Source organism: Anaerococcus kampingae (genome assembly GCF_046365475.1).
In the GTDB taxonomy this organism is placed as follows: Bacteria; Bacillota; Clostridia; order Tissierellales; family Peptoniphilaceae; genus Anaerococcus; species Anaerococcus kampingae.
In genome coordinates this window covers 1-17,519 of record NZ_JBGMEF010000001.1, presented here as the reverse complement: position 1 = coordinate 17,519, position 17,519 = coordinate 1, and the positions used below count along the sequence as shown (strand labels likewise).

The 17,519-nt window shown below is 37.2% G+C and carries 2 protein-coding genes; one reads left to right on the top strand and one right to left on the bottom strand.

Annotated elements, in window-relative coordinates; all coding sequences use genetic code 11:
• Nucleotides 1-20 precede the first annotated feature (20 nt).
• Nucleotides 21-1,526 carry a murein biosynthesis integral membrane protein MurJ gene (murJ, locus tag ACCQ42_RS00010; protein ID WP_410034996.1) on the top strand — a complete coding sequence of 502 codons (1,506 nt, stop codon included), beginning with the start codon at nucleotides 21-23 and terminating at the stop codon, nucleotides 1,524-1,526.
• Between the two features lie 285 nt (nucleotides 1,527-1,811).
• On the opposite strand, the gene ACCQ42_RS00005 is transcribed toward murJ, so the two are convergent.
• Entirely contained in the window at nucleotides 1,812-17,006 is a 15,195-nt protein-coding gene (locus ACCQ42_RS00005) for a SpaA isopeptide-forming pilin-related protein (RefSeq protein ID WP_410034995.1), read from the bottom strand.
• Nucleotides 17,007-17,519 lie beyond the last annotated feature (513 nt).

Here is a 17,519-nt window from a genome sequence, read left to right as displayed (position 1 = left end):
TAAAAAAAGAAGGGGGAAATATGAATAATACGCTGATTTTGATGGTCCTAAACCTAGTGGGCAAGCTATTCTCCTTCGTCAGGGAAATGATCTTCTCCTTCTTTTATGGGACAAGCGCCATAACAGATGCCTTCAACACATCTACAACGGCAGCAACCCTCATATTTTCAGTCATAACCTACGCCCTATCCAAAACCTATATCCCTACCTATTCCAGGGTCAGCAAGGAAAGAGGTGAGTCGGCAGGAGATGAATTTACCAATGACCTCTTAAATTTCTCCCTATTTTTGTGCACAGTCATCACCATCCTTGGCCTAGTCTTTGCACCTTACGTGGTCAAAATCTTTGCCATAGGCTATGATGGGGACAAATTAAAGATAGCAAGCCTATTTATGAGGGCAGTAATACTTACCATGTACCCAAATATCTACGCAGCCATCTTCTCATCATATTTGCAAGTTAAGGGAGACTTCATAACCCCAGCCCTTCCCCTCCTCATCCTCAATGTGATCCTAGCTATCACAGTGGCTCTGTCAAAGGGAAATATTTATATAATGGCAGTGGGCATATTTTTAGCCTACTTCCTCCAATTTATAATCTTTCCAGCAAGGATAAAGGCGGTAGGCTTTAAAAGAACCAGGGTCAAATTTGAAATATCAGAAGATGTAAGAAGGCTCATAGTCCTATCCATACCTACGATTTTTTCCATGGCAGCAGTCTACATTTCAACCATAGTAGACCAGTCCTTTGCATCTATCGTAGCAAACGATGGCGGGGTATCAGTTATAAACTACGCCTTAAAAATTCTAAGGATAGTCTCATCAACCTTCATCGTACCCTTCCAAATCACAGCCTATCCTATAGTAGGAAGACTAGCTGCAAATAAGGACCTGGATGGCATGAAAGATATAACATCAAAGACCATGGTCAAAATCATGATCCTTTTCATCCCATCCTTGGTAGGCCTTATGGTCTTATCTAGGCCAATAATATCCTTCGTCTACATGAGAGGGGCCTTCTCCTATGAGGATATGATAAGAACAGCAGACGTCCTCTTTGCCTACACGATTTATCTTATAGGACCAGCCATAGCAGATCTCTTGTACCTATCATTTTTCTCCATGCAAAACACTAAAATCCCAACCATAATCTCCTTCTGCCAGCTAATCTGCAATGTAATCCTAGATTATGTCCTAGGAATGAGATATGGCCTAATGGGGCTAGCAATGGCCACAACCTTCAGCCAATTTGTCCTAGTAGGCCTTGCAAGTCTTATGTATGTCAAATACTTTGGAAGACTTGATATGAAATATATAATGAAAAATATAGGCAAAATATCTATCGCAGGAGGGGCTCTTGGAATATTTGCTAATTTCTTCTACAAACTAAGACCAGGCAATCTCTGGCTCATGGTTACTATAGCCCTAGCAGGAGCTATTTACCTAGCCATAATACTCGCCCTAAGAGTCGATGGAGTAGATGAGATAAAGGAAAAATTTTTGAAGAAAGTAAATAAAAATAAATAAGAAATTTAAAAGCCGCCAGGAGGTGTGAAATGATCCTGACGGCTTTTTTTGTGTTCAAATAAATCTCTTAACCATGTGATTCCTCGTCAAAGCCTAGGGCTTTTCTATCGGAATAACAATATTCTCATCTTCTTAACGTCATTCCGACGAACGCAGTGAGGAGGAATCCCATAAATTCAAATCCCCCTATTTTAAATCTCCCATTCATCAAAGCCCCCAACAAAAAACTGACCCCATCTGGCAGGCACCAGACTGGAGTCAGTAAAAATATTTTTTTATTTCAGACTATAAATTGTTTCCAATTTCTAATCCTTTGTTTTTCTTCCTAGAGTAGTAATACCCTCCAAGAACCATGAAGAACAATCCGATAGCTGTGAAAATTGCTGTTCCCACACTCTTTGTGAATGGGTATTCTGCCTTTTTATTTTCTACTTGGATTGGGGCTTTTGAATCATGGTCTGCATAGATTGGTTTATTTTCTGCTATAGCCTTAACATCTAGCTTATCATTTACAGAATCATCTATTCCTGAGTCAAAGACTAATTCAAATAGTTGATCAGCTGTGCCTGTTGTATTATTTTCATCAAGCTTACCAGTAAATTCCATAACTATAGAATCTGTTGTGGTTATTGATGTATCTTGTACATCTTCTTTGCCAAGCATTTCTTTTAGTCCATATCTTGAACCTGTGATATTGCCAGCGGTTGAAAAGCTTATTGCATCAAATTTCTTAAAGTCATTTTCCTTTAAGTCTGCTAGAGTTTTACCTCCTTCTTTTTTAAGAACAGCTACATTGACTAATCCACCTATACCAGATTGTTTCTTTAGAGCTTCTTTGTATTTAGGTGTTATCTTCCAGTCATTTTCCTTGATACGGATATATGACTGATTAGATGGGATGGACATTTCTTCATGTTTAGGGTTGATGATTATTCTCTGTTTGAACGTATTATTCTTCAAATCTACAGATATAATCTCACTTGAAATCTTACCCTTAGAGCTTGTCTTATGGCTTGCCTTTATTGGGTCTTTTTCAAGAATTTTAACCTTGCCATTTTCTAGCTTAAACTCTCTAATCTTGCCTGGTACCTTGGTATAACCATCTGGCGCCTTGGTTTCTACAAGGGCATAGTAGCCGTCTTTGGAGATAGGAAGTTTGAACTTACCATCTTTGCCAGATGTAACTGTCATGGTTACTTCTTTTTCCTCGCCTTCAACAGTCTTTTTAACCTTAAGAGCTTTATAGTCTGCTTTTTCAGTTTCCTTGTAATGAACTTCAAAGACTGCACCTTCAAGTTTGGTCTCGTGATTATTTGCATCAACTTTTTCAAACTCGATTTCCTTGTAGTTTACAACATCGATTGGCTCTTTGCTTACAGGTTCTATTACTTTTTCAGTATTGTCAGATCCTGTTAGAGCATTAAGCGCTGATCCGAATGAACTTGCCAAGCTTGATAGCATAGACCCATTAGCAGTATCTACTGGTTTTTCCTTAAGGACTTCTCTTGTTATTACTCCATCTTCGCCTACGGTAAATTCTACTATATGTCCTTCTATTTTTCCGTAGCCTTCAGGGGCTTCGGTTTCTATTAGGGCATATTTACCAGCTTCTAGTTCTTCATACTTAACTAGGCCTTCCTTGTTAGAAGTTCTTTCTGAACCTTGAACTTCTATCCAGTTTTTACCGTCACTTGGTTTTTCATAATATTTAACAAGTTTAAACTTAGCTTCTGGAAGGATTTTACCTTCTTGGTCGATTTTTTTGAAGTTTATTTCATTCTTAGGGTTGATTGCATCTATTTCAAGCTTAGCACTTGCTGAGGTCTTGTTTTCAAAGATACGAACCCCATTTGTTCTTTCTACATATGGTTGTTCATATATATTTGTAACATTACCATAATAATCGTAAGTGTAAACTTTATTAAATAGTTTTGCATAGGTATCGTAGGATGCGATATCTTTCTTATTTACCTGACCTGTTACCTTTAGAATAAAGGAGTCATACTGGTTATATGGTCTTAGGGTTATATCTACATTTTCATCAGCCTTTGGTTGGTAATAACCATACCAGCTGTGCCAGTTGAGGTTGTCACTTGATTCATTTACACCAAAGGATTCTGGCATATCTCGATTTACAAAATCCTGAGTTGTTGATCTCTGACGAGTGGTGTAATCGTAGTAGTTATAACCATTTTGTTTTAGGTTTATAACATCTACTCTTAGGTTTTTGACATCTTCACTTGGCTTGTACCTAAATGTAACAGGGTCCTTTGATTGATTCATATCTCTATTGATATAGAAGTATTGAACAAATTCTCCGCTTTCCCTATCAAAGCTTACTATCTTTGATGTCATATTTAGACCATAAATCTCTGCCATATTAAGTTCATAGTCTACAGCAATCTTATTTTTCTTAAATTCTGTATCCTTTATTCCCATTCCAACTTCTTCATTTGCACTTGAGTTTTGAACCTTATATAGGTTGATATGGGCTGTGATAGTATTTGCAAAATCTGTCTTGTTGTATTGGTCAGCATAAGATGTGAAGACATAGGTTAGGGTTCCTGCTTCCTTATCATACTTAGCCTTGGCAATTGTACCGACTCCATCTGCGAATAAATCAAGGTTTTGAGATTTTTCTCTCATTATTCCTTCAAGGTCGATATTATCACTAAGCTTGATTGTGAAATAGTCACCAGCTTTTATAGATGTGGTATCTTTTATCTTGAAGGTATTTTTAAATTCAAGAGCGTGACCCTTGTGTGGGTGAATCTTCTTGTTTCCTTCATTTTCTGTACCATCATCTCCGTCAGGTCTTAGAACTGACATAACTGATTTCATTTCTATACTCTTAGAAATATCTCTATCTCCGACATCACTGTCATTGATGTATGGATCTAGTCCCACACCACCGACTGTAAATCTCCATTTTTTACCCTTGTTTTGGTAGCCTTTTGGAGCTTTTGTTTCTTCTAATTCGTATTGACCTATTGGGAGGTTATCAAAGACTACAACACCCTGTTCATTGATTGATGCTGTTATTTCGTTACCATTCGCAAGAGTTACTCCGTCAGGTAATTTTGCAACAAACTTACCAGTATTATCAGATATTGCTTCTAATGTTGAATTACCTGGTAGAGTTAATGTAACTTTTGAATTACCTATTGTAGTACCTGAAATTTCTTTAGCTTCTACTTTTATTGGATTGATTGTAGTTAAAGCTTTTGTTTCAGTAGTATTTACTACTGTAGTATCATTTGAACCTACAGTAGTTTTTACTTTCTCTACTATATTCTTACTTGTAGATGTTAATGTAACATCTTTTTCGTTTACTTTTCCATCTTTACTAGTTCTTACTAGCTTAAATTCTGCTCCTTCAAGTGTAGATCCATTGTCATCAAATTTTTTAATCTTAACACTACCTTTACCAGGAACTTCGTTTATAATCTTACCCATGTTCTTGGCAGTGGCACTAGTTACATAATCGACTAGCTTACCTTCTTCTGGAGTAATCTTTGGATTATCTGGAGCATATTCGAAGATACCATTACCTTCGTCATACTCGAGAGTTACTACACCCCTACCTTTTGTGATTTCACCAGTTTGTACGTCAGTTTTAGGTTTTTCATAGGATATTGTAAAGTGAAGTACAGGGTCTTTGATTGCCTTGTAGCCTTCTGGAGCCTTTACTTCCATTAGTCTATAACGACCTGGTTTTAGTCCCCTAAATCCGAAGTAGCCGTTGAAGGCTGATGCTACAGTTGTACCTGGTATGTCTTCGTATTCACCACCTGGTCCACGAACTTGAAGCTTAAAGACTGCACCTTCTAGTCTGTTGTTTGTTACCGCTCCACTGTTGATGTCGTCTTTCGGATTTTTACGACCGTGTTTCGAGAAGGTAATGTTGAAGGTTTCTTCTTCATTTATAAACTCAAGACCTTCCCTTGGTATTTCTTTGTGGCCCTTTGAGTTATAAAGTGGGTTTAGGTCGACTCTTGTATCTGCATGGACAGCTGGCTTGCCAAGCTCTGGATCTATAATACCAGTCTTGTACTTAGTACCATTTAATTCAACTTCTTTGCCAACGTAATTAGCATATTTTGCTCCCTCATCTTTTTTACCTGACCACTCATCCGCTTTTTTCTTAGCCTCTTCTTTTGAGTAACCAGCTGCGACAAGTTTGTCTTCATATCTTTGTCTTAGAGCAGCAGCGCCACCTTGGTAAGAAGCACCCTTAAAGGCTTTATAAACAAATTTATTTTGATCTTTATCAAATACTATTTGCTTAAAGTGTCTTGCTCCACTGTAGAAGTCTACGTGAAGGTCAATCTTACCTAAGTCATCTTGTGGGATATCATACTTATCCTTCTTATCAGACTTACCTGTGATTATTACATCATCATAGAATCCTTCTACATCTACTATATAGACACCCTTGTCTAGGTTTAGTTGGTCTTCATCAAAGCCCCAGTCAAATGGTCTCCATCTAGCTGTCTTTATCATAGACATATTATCATTTGAAAGATCGTAGGTTCTTAAAATCTTATCAAGTTCAGTGTCATTCATATTTGTGAAATCTTTTGGATTTGATAATTTATAAGCTGTGAAATAAGCTGTCTTTACACCATCTTTTATAGTTACCGGAGCTTTTCCTGGAGCATCTATTTCTTCCCTCTTATACTTCGGTGTGATTTGAAGGTTTAGAGGATCTGTTCCAGAATATGCTCTTGTGTCTATATAGATTCTTTGGATATAGGTCTTAGACTCTGTATCAATAAAGGTGAGCCTTGACTTATACTTGATACCAGCATTATCAGCTGAATATCCTGCATTTGACTTCTTATTATCATTTATAAAGCTTGATGGGCTTGATTCTGGTCCTTGGTATTCGGCATACATTCTACCGCCGTCATCCTTGACCTCAATCTTCCAATCAGCTGCACTTTTCTTGTAGCCTGTTGGGGCTTTTGTTTCTTTTAGAACGTAGTAACCTTTTTGAAGCTTAACTTCATTACCACCTGCATCCTTAAAGGTTACATCACCCTTTTCATTAGATATGGCTGGTAGGGTTCCAAAGCCTGTGTCGACTTTCGAGTAGGTGCTATCAGTCATCTTGTTAAGTGTAAAGGTCGCACCTGGAAGGACTTTACCACCCGGAGATCTCTTTAGAATCTTAGGACTAATACCAGCTTTTTTGTTGGTAATTTTAACAAGTTCTTGAGTATCTCCATCTTTGATTAGCTTATCTTCATCTGATGGAACAAACTTATCAATTGGGTCGTCAGATTTTCCTACACGTACTTTTTCTACAGTTGGGTTTATCCTAGAACCTTCAACTTCTGTCCTATTGTAGGCTGCTATTCTTTCTCCAGTTTGTTTCATTCCTTGGAAAGTAGCTAATAAGTTTTGTGGCCAGTCTGCTGGATAAGCCGCATCAGCTTCTGTACCTTTTTCTATAGTTATCTTATAGTTATATGTTACCCTACCGTCAGAACCTTTTTGGTCTACAACTTTTTCACCTGGTGCAAGACTTTCGTCTACAGTTGTTTCAACCTCGTGTTTTAGAGTTTCTTCTATTTGTTTTGTTTCATACCTTGTTCCTGCAGGGAGTTCTTTAAATACTCCACGTACAGTAACTGCATCTGATGGGCTTATATCCGGCATGATGAAGTAACCCTTGTTAGTTGTTGGGTCAAAGACAACACCATCCAGTAATCCGCCTAGGTTCTTGGTAACTGTAGCTCCTGTGGCAGTATTGCCAGGGTAAGGATTTAGAGTAAATGTAACTTTTTCTCCTACTTTAGCATATTTATTTCTAGATTCTGTAGGGTCAACGCTTACGCTTCCCCAACCATGGTTTTCGCTACCTACGTAGAAAGATTTAACTTGTTGTTTTACTTTAAATGTGGCATTTACTGTTACATTTGATGAAGGCATTGTAAATGTCTTTGTATTTTTATCAATATTAACAGTATTTGTGCCATCACTATAAGTTAAGGTGTCTAACTCTTCGTTAGGTCCTGGTGTTACTGTTACTTCAACTGGTGTTCCAGGAGCAACATTTGAGTTTGGACTAGCGCTTAGTTTTGTACTATTAACCCAAACTGAATAAGTCTGTTGCTGTTTTTTTGTTCCTATTGTTGTTATTTCTGGAATAGGCTCAGTTCTTTGAGTGTCAATTAGCTCTTCACTTTCAAATTTATCATTAACAAATTTTTGTCTATAGGTTTTTACTTCCTTACCATCTTTACCTTGTTGGATAACTTGACTTGAACCTTCTGGGTATTGGTCAGAGTAAACTGTTTGTTTTCCAAATGGAATTTTAGTTTCTTCTTTCCTTTCTTTGAAAGTTATTTGTGGTTCTTGTGATTTATTTTTATTAACTCCATCTTCATTAGAATAAGAGTCACCTGCCCAGGTATTGTAATCTTTAGTTCCCCACGGACCGCTTCCTGATTTTGTATCATATTGATAATCAGCTCCTAGACCAATTGTTTTGTCTTTTGCATAAGGTGTTTCAACTTCTACCAATATTGTTTTTCCTGCTGGAAGAGTTGCTTTAACTCTCATAGGTTTACCTGATGGTATAAATTGATTTGCAGTTATATTAATAGGTTTTTTACCTCTTATATTATCCAATGTAGAACCAGCATCAACTTCGTAGAAATTTATGGTTGAGATAATGTTTCTTGGTCCATTGTTTAGTCTAAACTCATTACCAGGTTCCGGTTGCCTATGAATTTCTATTAAACCACTAAAGTTTACGCCACTCTTTGGTTTAAATAGGAATAACTGCTTAAATCTATCAGCATCTTTATTAATCTCAGATACTTTAGTTTCCATATAAGAATTGCTGTGTGCTATTTTTGCTCTTCCTTCTGATTTATCAGGAACAACTGTTTCCCAACCATTACCAGCTCTTAGAGCATTACCTGCTAGATTATCTCCTATTTCTAAGCCATCTGCGAAGGTGTTTATGCTTCTTGACCTAAATCTCATTGGAGCTTTGGTTCTACTTAGTGTAGTTTCAGATTCTAGTTTATTAATTCCAAGAGATCTTTCCATTAGTCCACTATTTGAGTATAGGACTGGTTTTGATGTTGGATTTGCATACATTACTGTTTGTCTGCCTGAGGCATCTGTATTTCCTACATAGGTTCTGGCGTTTTTATCAGCAGACCTAGTAGATGTGCCTTCTTCTAATTGAATCTTGCTAAAGTCATCATAGGATTCTGCCATCCAGTATTTGTTGTAGCCGTTATAGTTTACAAAGTCTATTCCTGTACCTATACTTCCAGAGTTACCGAGGGTTGACTCTATGGTGAGGGCTAAGGCTTGGTTTCCTGCAAGATTTTTTGGTGTGATTCTGATTCTTTTTTGACCATTGTCTCCATCAAACTCTGCTACGTCATATTCTACAGCCGCTCCTGAACTGTTTAAATTATCCGGTGTAGATCCACTTCCTACTTTTACAAGTGATACTACACTTGTATTTTGTTTATTAATTGGTCTATCGTTCGGTTGTGAATGGATATCGAAGTAGGCGTTTTTAAGCTCTTCTGGCTGTTTATTTATTATGAAAACTTGCCTAAACTTATTTTCTTTTTTGTTTACTTCGGTGATCCTGGTATCAAGTCTATTTGCAACAGGTGTTCCTTGAACTTCTGAATTTGCTTGCTTATTACCACTTGTACCAGCCTTTACCTTTTGCCAAACCGCTCCTTGGTCTGGGACTGTGGATCCTGGGTTATTATCTTTGATATAGATTTTTCCATCTTTGGTTACTGTTACTGTCCAATCGGTGTTGGATTTCTCATAACCTTGTGGGGCTCCTGACTCTGTTAGCTTGTAGATACCTGGGGTTAGGTTGTCGAATTTGACCATACCGTCTTTGCCAGATTTCTTCCAAACTTCCTTACCTGGGTCATCATCTGACTTCTTAGGTCCCTTTAGGCTAAAGGTTGCACCTGTTATAGCATCTGTTTGGTTTCCACCGTCGTCTACCTTTTGGAAGGAGAATTCTTGGACGATTTTTTCGTTGTTAACATCAAGTGATCCTTCTGATATATAGGCTCCCTTGATATTTCCCCCTTCACCTTTGGTTACTACAGTATCTCCTTCTACGATTTGGTTTGCCATATCGTAGTAGTCAGATTTCCAATATGAACCCTTATTTGTATATAGGTCCATTCCTGTACCTACTCCACCGTCTTCTGATGTGTATGGTATTTTAACATCTATTACTATAGGTTTTGTAATTTGTCTGCCTTTAAAGTCCAAGTAGAGTCTTGGTTGACCAGTAATAACTTGGCTTTTTACACTGACTTTACTTGTATCCTTTGTAATATCTGTCAAACTATAGTTTTCAAGTCTGATATCTTCTACATTTCCATCTACTGCCTTATCAAGTTCAAAAATCTTGTAAGCTTCGTTTCCAGCATACCAATTCATATTATTAAATTGTGGTTTTTCTCTATGGATGGATGCATTATTTAAAGTTACTGTATCAGCTTCTGGGTTTATTACATATCTTTGAATTACATATTTTTGATCAGTATTTTTACCTACAATTCTTGTACCAAGTTTGAATGGTTGTGGCCAGTTGTTGTAGTAACCTGTTTGCCTGTTATCTCCTAAGACCCAACCTGTAAGAGGTCTTTTTGCAACTTCTACCCATTTAGTTCCTTCTACTCCTAGGATAGACTTATTTACATTTGCATCAGTTCCTGTTTCAGGTCCCTCTATATAGTTATAGACTCTTGCTTTGCTATCAGAACCTATTTCTATTACCCACTTCTTGTCAAGTTTCTTGAAACCTGATGGTGCAGTTTCTTCTTCTAATAAATAAGTTCCTTTTTCAAGTTTTTTACCAAATGAAACTAGACCGTTTTTATCAGATGTTCCTGTGGTAACTTCTGTGCCATCAGTTGTTGTTATCTTAAATTTCGCTCCTTGTAATGGGATATTTTCATTGTCTTTCTTGTAAACTGTAAACTTTGTAGCAACTGGTTTATTTGTAACTTCTAATACTATAGTATCTTTTCCAACTAGGGATTCTCCTGTTGATCCAAGACCTATTTCTATTATTGTTACAAAACCATCAATACCGACGTTTACTCTCCAAGTCTTGTCGGACTTGATATGCTCAGCTGGAGCCTTTTCTTCCTGAAGAGTATAGATACCTGGTTTTAATTTAGAAAATTCTACTATACCATCACTGCCAGATGTCCTATAAATAACATTCTTATTTTCATCTGTCAATCTAAAGGATGCTCCTTGTAAAGTTTTACTCCTATCAGATTCATCAAGTTTTTTGATTTTAAATGAACCTGGTGTGTATTTCTTATTGATTAGGGCTACCTTTTGGCTAAAGAATTTAGGTAGCTCGCCACCTGCCTGGTCACCTGTTGCCTTGTTGTAGTTGGCTCTGGTTATGAAGGATGACTTAAAGTCATTGTTTGTCATACAGAAGACTCTCCATAGGTTGTTGAACTTATAAAGGTCATCAATCTTAAAGGTCTGCTCTATGATATAACCATCCTTGCTTCTGTCATCAATTGCTGGCATCTTGATTTTTAGTGGTGCATTTTTTGTGATGACACCAAAGTCTTGGATTTGACCTGGGTCGTAGTTAAGGGTGATTGATCCTTGTCTATCATTATTTACAGCATATCTTGGGTCAATTGCCTTTGAATATACCAAGTTGTACTTAGCCGGGTCTTGGCTTGGCCTTACACCGTAGGATAGGGGCATGTTGTAGTTGACTCTTTTTTCAAAGTTTCCTGCTTTTATTTTGCCCATATTTGGTGAAGTACGATAAATCTTAACATCTCTTAGGGAGAAGGCTGGCTTATTACCATTACCTTCCCATGTAAAGAAGTTCTTAGTTGCTCCTTGGTAGTTGGTTGACAGCCAGTTGAACTTAAGCTCTTTTTGGCCTGTTGATCTAACATGAACTGGGTTGTAATAAGCAAGTACTGCCACATACCAGTTGCCATCATCGCCTTGGTATACATCCCTAAAGTAGTAGGACTGTGGTACTTGGGCGTTTTTACCATCGTAGTCGTATTGCTCGTAGTCTGCTGGTACATCTGTTGTAATAGTTTGTTGACCTGTAACACCTTTTTGACCTGGTGCTACGGTTACTGTAAATGGATAGGTTCCATCGTTTTGTGCAAAATATTTAGATGGGATAATACCCTTAAGTTCAATTTTGGCTTGGGTCTTTCCACCTATTGAATTATCGTTAAATACATAGGTCAATTTGTTGGTTGTGTAGTCAAAGTATGGATCTGCTACATCTCTTCCACCTATATTTAGCTTTGGAAATTCTCCGAAGTATTGGGTAAAGTCTAAATTCTTATCAAATTGGATAGAAAATCTTTGGCCTGGTGAAGATTGTTCAAGGTCTATTGTAGCGTTGTACTTAAGGGACTCTAGCCTGTAGGCTTCCCATACTTGTGGTCTAACACCTATATCTCCTGAGTCACCTTCGTTTATTACTAAAGATTGACTTACATTTTTGATCTTAGCAGTAGCTTCTTCTTGAGCTTGCTCTTCATCTGTTATCAAGTAGTCCTCACCATTTACAGGTGATCCTGATCCATCTTTAAATTTAGGCTTATAGGTTACTTGCTTAGAATCATCTACTGTCACTTCGAATATTACATCTGATTTAACATAGCCTTCTGGGGCAGCAATTTCTTCTATAGTGTATTTTCCTTCCGGAAGTTTTCCAAAGGATGCGAGACCTGCATTTTTGCCTTCCTTATCAGCTGGCTGTGATGTGACTGTAGAAATTACCTGGTCGTTTTCATCTTTTATTTCAAAGGTTGCTCCGACTACAGGATTTTCTTTCTTGTCAATTTTTCTTATTTCTACTGGTCGAGTTTCAAAGGCTTCGTTTGTTACTGTAATTGTTGTCCCCTTTGATGCCTCTGCTATTGATGTTGGATTAACAGTTTGGTTTTGTAACTTAGCGTTGTCTCTAGTATCTTGGCTAGTGAACCAGTCATATGTTAGGGTATTTGTGCCACCATTTAACGGTTTTGATTTTGCTACAACCAAGAATCCCCAATCTCTTGCAAATCTTTCTTGAGGGAAGGTAACTTCGTAACCAACTTGCTTTGTATAAGGATCTGGATGATTTGGGGTGCCCCTGATTACCCTATTGTTATTAGGTGCGTTTAGGACACTTGATCCAAGCTGGTCTATAAGGTCTTGATTAACCGTCTGTTGGGTCATGGCATCTCTTACAGAATCCCTATAATAGTCAGGGTTTACGTCATAGACCTTTACGTCATCTGGGTTTGCTATTTCCCCACCATTTACCCTTAGACTGATTCTGGTGTCCCTATTTGTAGATCCACCAGATCTTGCTGCATTAGCCTTTAGGAAGATATAAGTTGTAACATTGCCATCACTATCTTTTGTAGCATATTGCATGGCATTCATGTAGTCAGGGTAAGTTGGATCTGCTACTGTGACTGTAGGATTGGTTCCTATTGATAATTTTGCATTAGAACCACTTGTAGATATTCTTCCATCATCATCTACGCTTACTGTAGTTCTTTCTTGATTAAGTTTATAGCCTTTTGGAGCCTTGGTTTCAAAAAGGGTGTAGGTTCCAGGGGCTATATTTGAAAACTGCGCCTTACCTTCCTTATCTGTAACAACTTCTGCCTCACCCTGACCTAGGAGCTTAAAGGATGCTCCTGGTAGAGGATCTCCTTTTTCATCTTTTTTGATAAGGGTGAAGTTTGCAAATTTTGGTATTTTTTGGACTGTTGCCTTGTTGTGGATGTAGTATCCTTTTTTGTTAAAGTCATAAAAATTATTATTTTCATAATAATTTATTGGGTCTCCGTTATAAGTGTTTCCAGTTGGAAATACTTGTTTGATCTTTAGATCATTTTTAGAAAACTCTCCACCATCAGCAATATTCCACACTTTTACATTTGGTATGGTTACTCGTCTACTAGCTGGGTCTGGGTTTTCCTTTGACTCATTAGTTGTAGTTTCACCTAGAACATTTTTTTCGTCTTGAGATGCTACTGCCTTTAAGGTCATAGCTGGCATTTTTAGACCACTTCCAAGGTTCCAGTTTTGTTCTACGTTTACATCTTGGTATTTGGAAATTGCTACTCCTGCTAAGCTAAGAGGTTCTTTTGAATTTTGATCTTTAATTTTAGTATCGTATTGATATGCTACTATAGTACCCACAGCTTGTTTTTTTGATGGAGAGTGCTTTGCATCTGGAAATCCATTTGAATAACCTTTAGGGGATACATCTTTCATAATACCAGTCTCAGCATCTATTTCATAAATACCAATTTTTCCATTTGCAGGGTCATTATATTTTTGATTTCCACCGAGAGTTCTTGTTTCAAGAGGTAGGCCTTCATTTACATCACCAGTTGATACTGCATCTGTTACTGTCCATCTAGCAGCATCTTCTGCTGTAAATTCACCAAGGATTGTTGTCCTGTTGTTCATACCTGCTCTTGTTGGTGTGGCTTCTTTTACCTTATCAAGTGGCCAACCGTTCATAACTATTCTTTTGGCACCTACTTTAGGCTTACCTTCCTTGTCCTTCTTATTGGTAAGGATGACAGAAATATCCATCATGTATTTTTCTTGCATACCTTTGACTGGTGTGTAGAGATTATAGGTGATTTCCCTTTGGCCTTTATCTGGAGCGTGGTGTTTAGAATCGTGGATACCAAAGGCTCCTTCAAGTTGGTCAGTTAATTTTATATTTGGGTCATTGCTTGAGATTTCTCCAAGACCAGATCCTTTCACTGTTGTAAAGTTTGCCTTAAAGCCTAATTCACTTAGGTCAGTGTCTGATGATATTCTTACAGTCCAGTTATATCCTTGAAGCTCTCCATCTTTGATAACTGGGTTTGCAAATGCATCCATATCCATTTTGTAGTTTGAGTCAGCAGCTTCGATGATTTGGGTTACATCTTTCCTGCCTGGCTCGATGATAGAGCCTGCTGGGTTACCATTTACATCTACCTTTTGTGGAAGAAGGTCCTTAGGTGGATTAATTAGTCCCAGTCCTGATACCTTGTTTATAACTGTAAAGGTCCCATCCTTATCAAGTTCTACATTTCCTGCATTGTAGTCTACAGGTATATTTAGTGGGAATTGGGTATTTTCTTTAATTTCCTTAACTATCTTGTATTCAATGATATTGTATTTAGAGTTGTATTTTGGCTCTGCTATCACCTCTCCCTTATACTTGATAGGTTCAAGCTTAGTTCCCTCTTTTACTGTAAGCTCTTTGTCTAAGTGGATATTAAAGAATTGGCCAGGTTGGATTGGTCCGGTCGCATTTGATGTATCAAAGCGAGTAAGAATATGGAATTTCTTTCCTTCTAGGTTAAGTTTATTTGAGCCTGTATCCGCAAAGATATGTGGTCTGAAGTTATTGTTTCTATCTTTTTCTACTAGGGCTAATATTGCGGCGTTGTTATTTTCCATTAATCTTGCTTGATCAGCTCTTGAGAGTTTGTATTTACTCTCAAAGCTATCTAGGAGATTTTGGATTTCTTCTATGCCGTTTTTATCATCGGCTAGGGCCGCCTTTAGTTCCTTATCTGCCTTGGCTAGGTCGCTTTGACCGAATAGACCCTTGATGCCTTCGATGATTCCGCCTTTTGGCTCTTCTTTTTTTGCAGCTTCTTTTAGCTTGGCTAGGTCTTCTTTGTAGGCCTTTAGTGCTTGGTCTTTGTCTGTTCTTTCTTTTGATAGTTTAGAAGATGTATTGTCTGTAGGGTTTTGTTTTGGTGTTTCTTTCGTTTCTTCCTTAGCATCTTCTTTAGGCTCTACTTTTTTGTTTTCTGACTTATTTTCTACTTGGGCCTTTTGTTTTGTTTCCTTATCTACTAACTCTTTTTTACTTGCTTCTTTATTTTCTGGATAGGCATAGGTGATTATTTCATCGTAGTTTAGGTTTGCTGCCTTATTTTTTTCTTTGTTTACTCCAGATAGGATTGATTCAAGGTAAATTTTTAGGTCAGTTTTTTCGATATTGTATTTTTCTGCTAGGGCCTTGGTGTAGTCTTTTAGCTCTCTGTCTGTAATCTTTCCATCATTGTATAAGTCAAGATTACTAGCAAGTTTTTCTATTGCAGTTTCTAATTCTTGTGTAAGTTTGCCTTGGCCAGATAGTCTAGTGATTAGGCTGTCTTTGTTTAGGGCTAGGGCTGAAATTTTCTTCTCGTCTTTTTTGTCTTTTTCTATAACTTGGATATCATTACCGGATGAATCCTTAGCTGTGATTTGTGTTTGAGTTTTATTTTCTTCTTTTTTCTCTACTTGTTTTTTATTGTCGTCTTCATTTTTTGTTGTGACCTTTGCATCTTTGTGGGTGTGGTCATCTAACTTATCTTCCCCGCCTTCTTCATCGTCGTCGTTAGAAGTTTCTTTATTTCCTTCTATATATATAGGGTTTTTGACTTGTCTATTATTTAGGCTGTAAGATTTTGTTTTTGTGTTTTTCTTGTCCACCCTTGTTGTTAGGCTTAGCTTGGCTATGTAGCCAGCTGGAATTTCAAATTCTATCTTATTTGAATAGTCTATTGCCTGTGAGAATTCCTTTTTTAAGATGAATCCATCTTTGCTATTTTCAAAGTAGTCTAGGGTGATTTTGGTATTTTTAGTATCTTGCTTGTCATCTAGCTTTAGGTCATAGGCAATCTTTTCAGATTCTCTCTTGCTATTTACTAGATAGTCTGTCCAGACTATAGTATCTGCACTCTGCAAGAAGCTTAAGAATTCGCCAGATTCGATTTCTCCCCTTAGATTTTGGCTAGGGTCTTTGTTTAAATCTAGGCTTATGACTTCTTTGTCTTGATTTTCTTCTCTTACAGTCTCTTTGTTTGTGATGAGTCTGTAGTTTAAGTCTAGCTTATTTTCTCCATCATCAAGACCAATCAAGGTCTCATAGGTCCTGGCATCTTTTGCCTTTCTAACATTTGCTTCCACTTCCATGATTATTTCGTCATAGGCTTTGGTGTCCACTGTTAGGCTTGATATCTCGCCTTTGTTAGACCTTTCTTTGATGTCAATGTCAGCTAGCTTGTTTTCAATCTTGGCCTTAGCTGATTTAACTCTAATATCTATAATATTTGAATTTGGATTTGGGGTAAATTTTAGGCTTAGGTCCTTATCACTTGTATCTTTGTACTTGTTTGAAATTGTAACCTGATAGGATATCTTTTCTAAGTCATCAGATAAGCTTGCCCTAGCTTGCAATATGTAAGCATCAGTTTCTAGCTTGTCCGTGTTGTCTGACTGTCCTGTCTGGTGTATTTCTTCATTAGGTTTTTCATTTAGGCCCATTATTGACGTGGCCTTGTCGTAGGTCTTCGTTTCTTCGCCTGCTGCTATAACCCCTGTCGGAAATGACATGGATATGGCTATGACTAGGGCGAAGGTTTTTCTAGCAAATGTGCTAAGCTTTCCTTTCATAAAACCCTCCCTTCCTTGATAAGACTTCTTGTCTATAAAAATAATTTCTAATAAATTGTTCTTTGAGTTTTATCACAAAACACTCCTTTTACATCTATATATATTCCTTATATTTAAAATCATATTATCTTACACTTATTATATAATTTTTAGGCTCTTTAATCAAGGAAAAAGCGTTTATTTCAACATCTTTCACATGCCTTATTAGTTTGGTATCAGCCTAAATTTTATTGATTTTTATCTAAGTGTTTTTTTACAAGACAAAGCTAGGGATCCTCGTAAGCTACTTACTTACGAACATCCCTAGGCATAAATCTAGCTAAATTTATTTAAAAACCTGCTTGATAGAATCCATGTCTTCTTCATTTTTAAATATCTCTTAACTTATATTTAATCACATCTTAGGTGTAAAACAAAACGTATTTTATTATTATTTATTAAATAACCAATAAACATAAATTTATTTTATCATTTTTTTACAATTGACAATCGAATAGGGGCTAAGATCTAGCC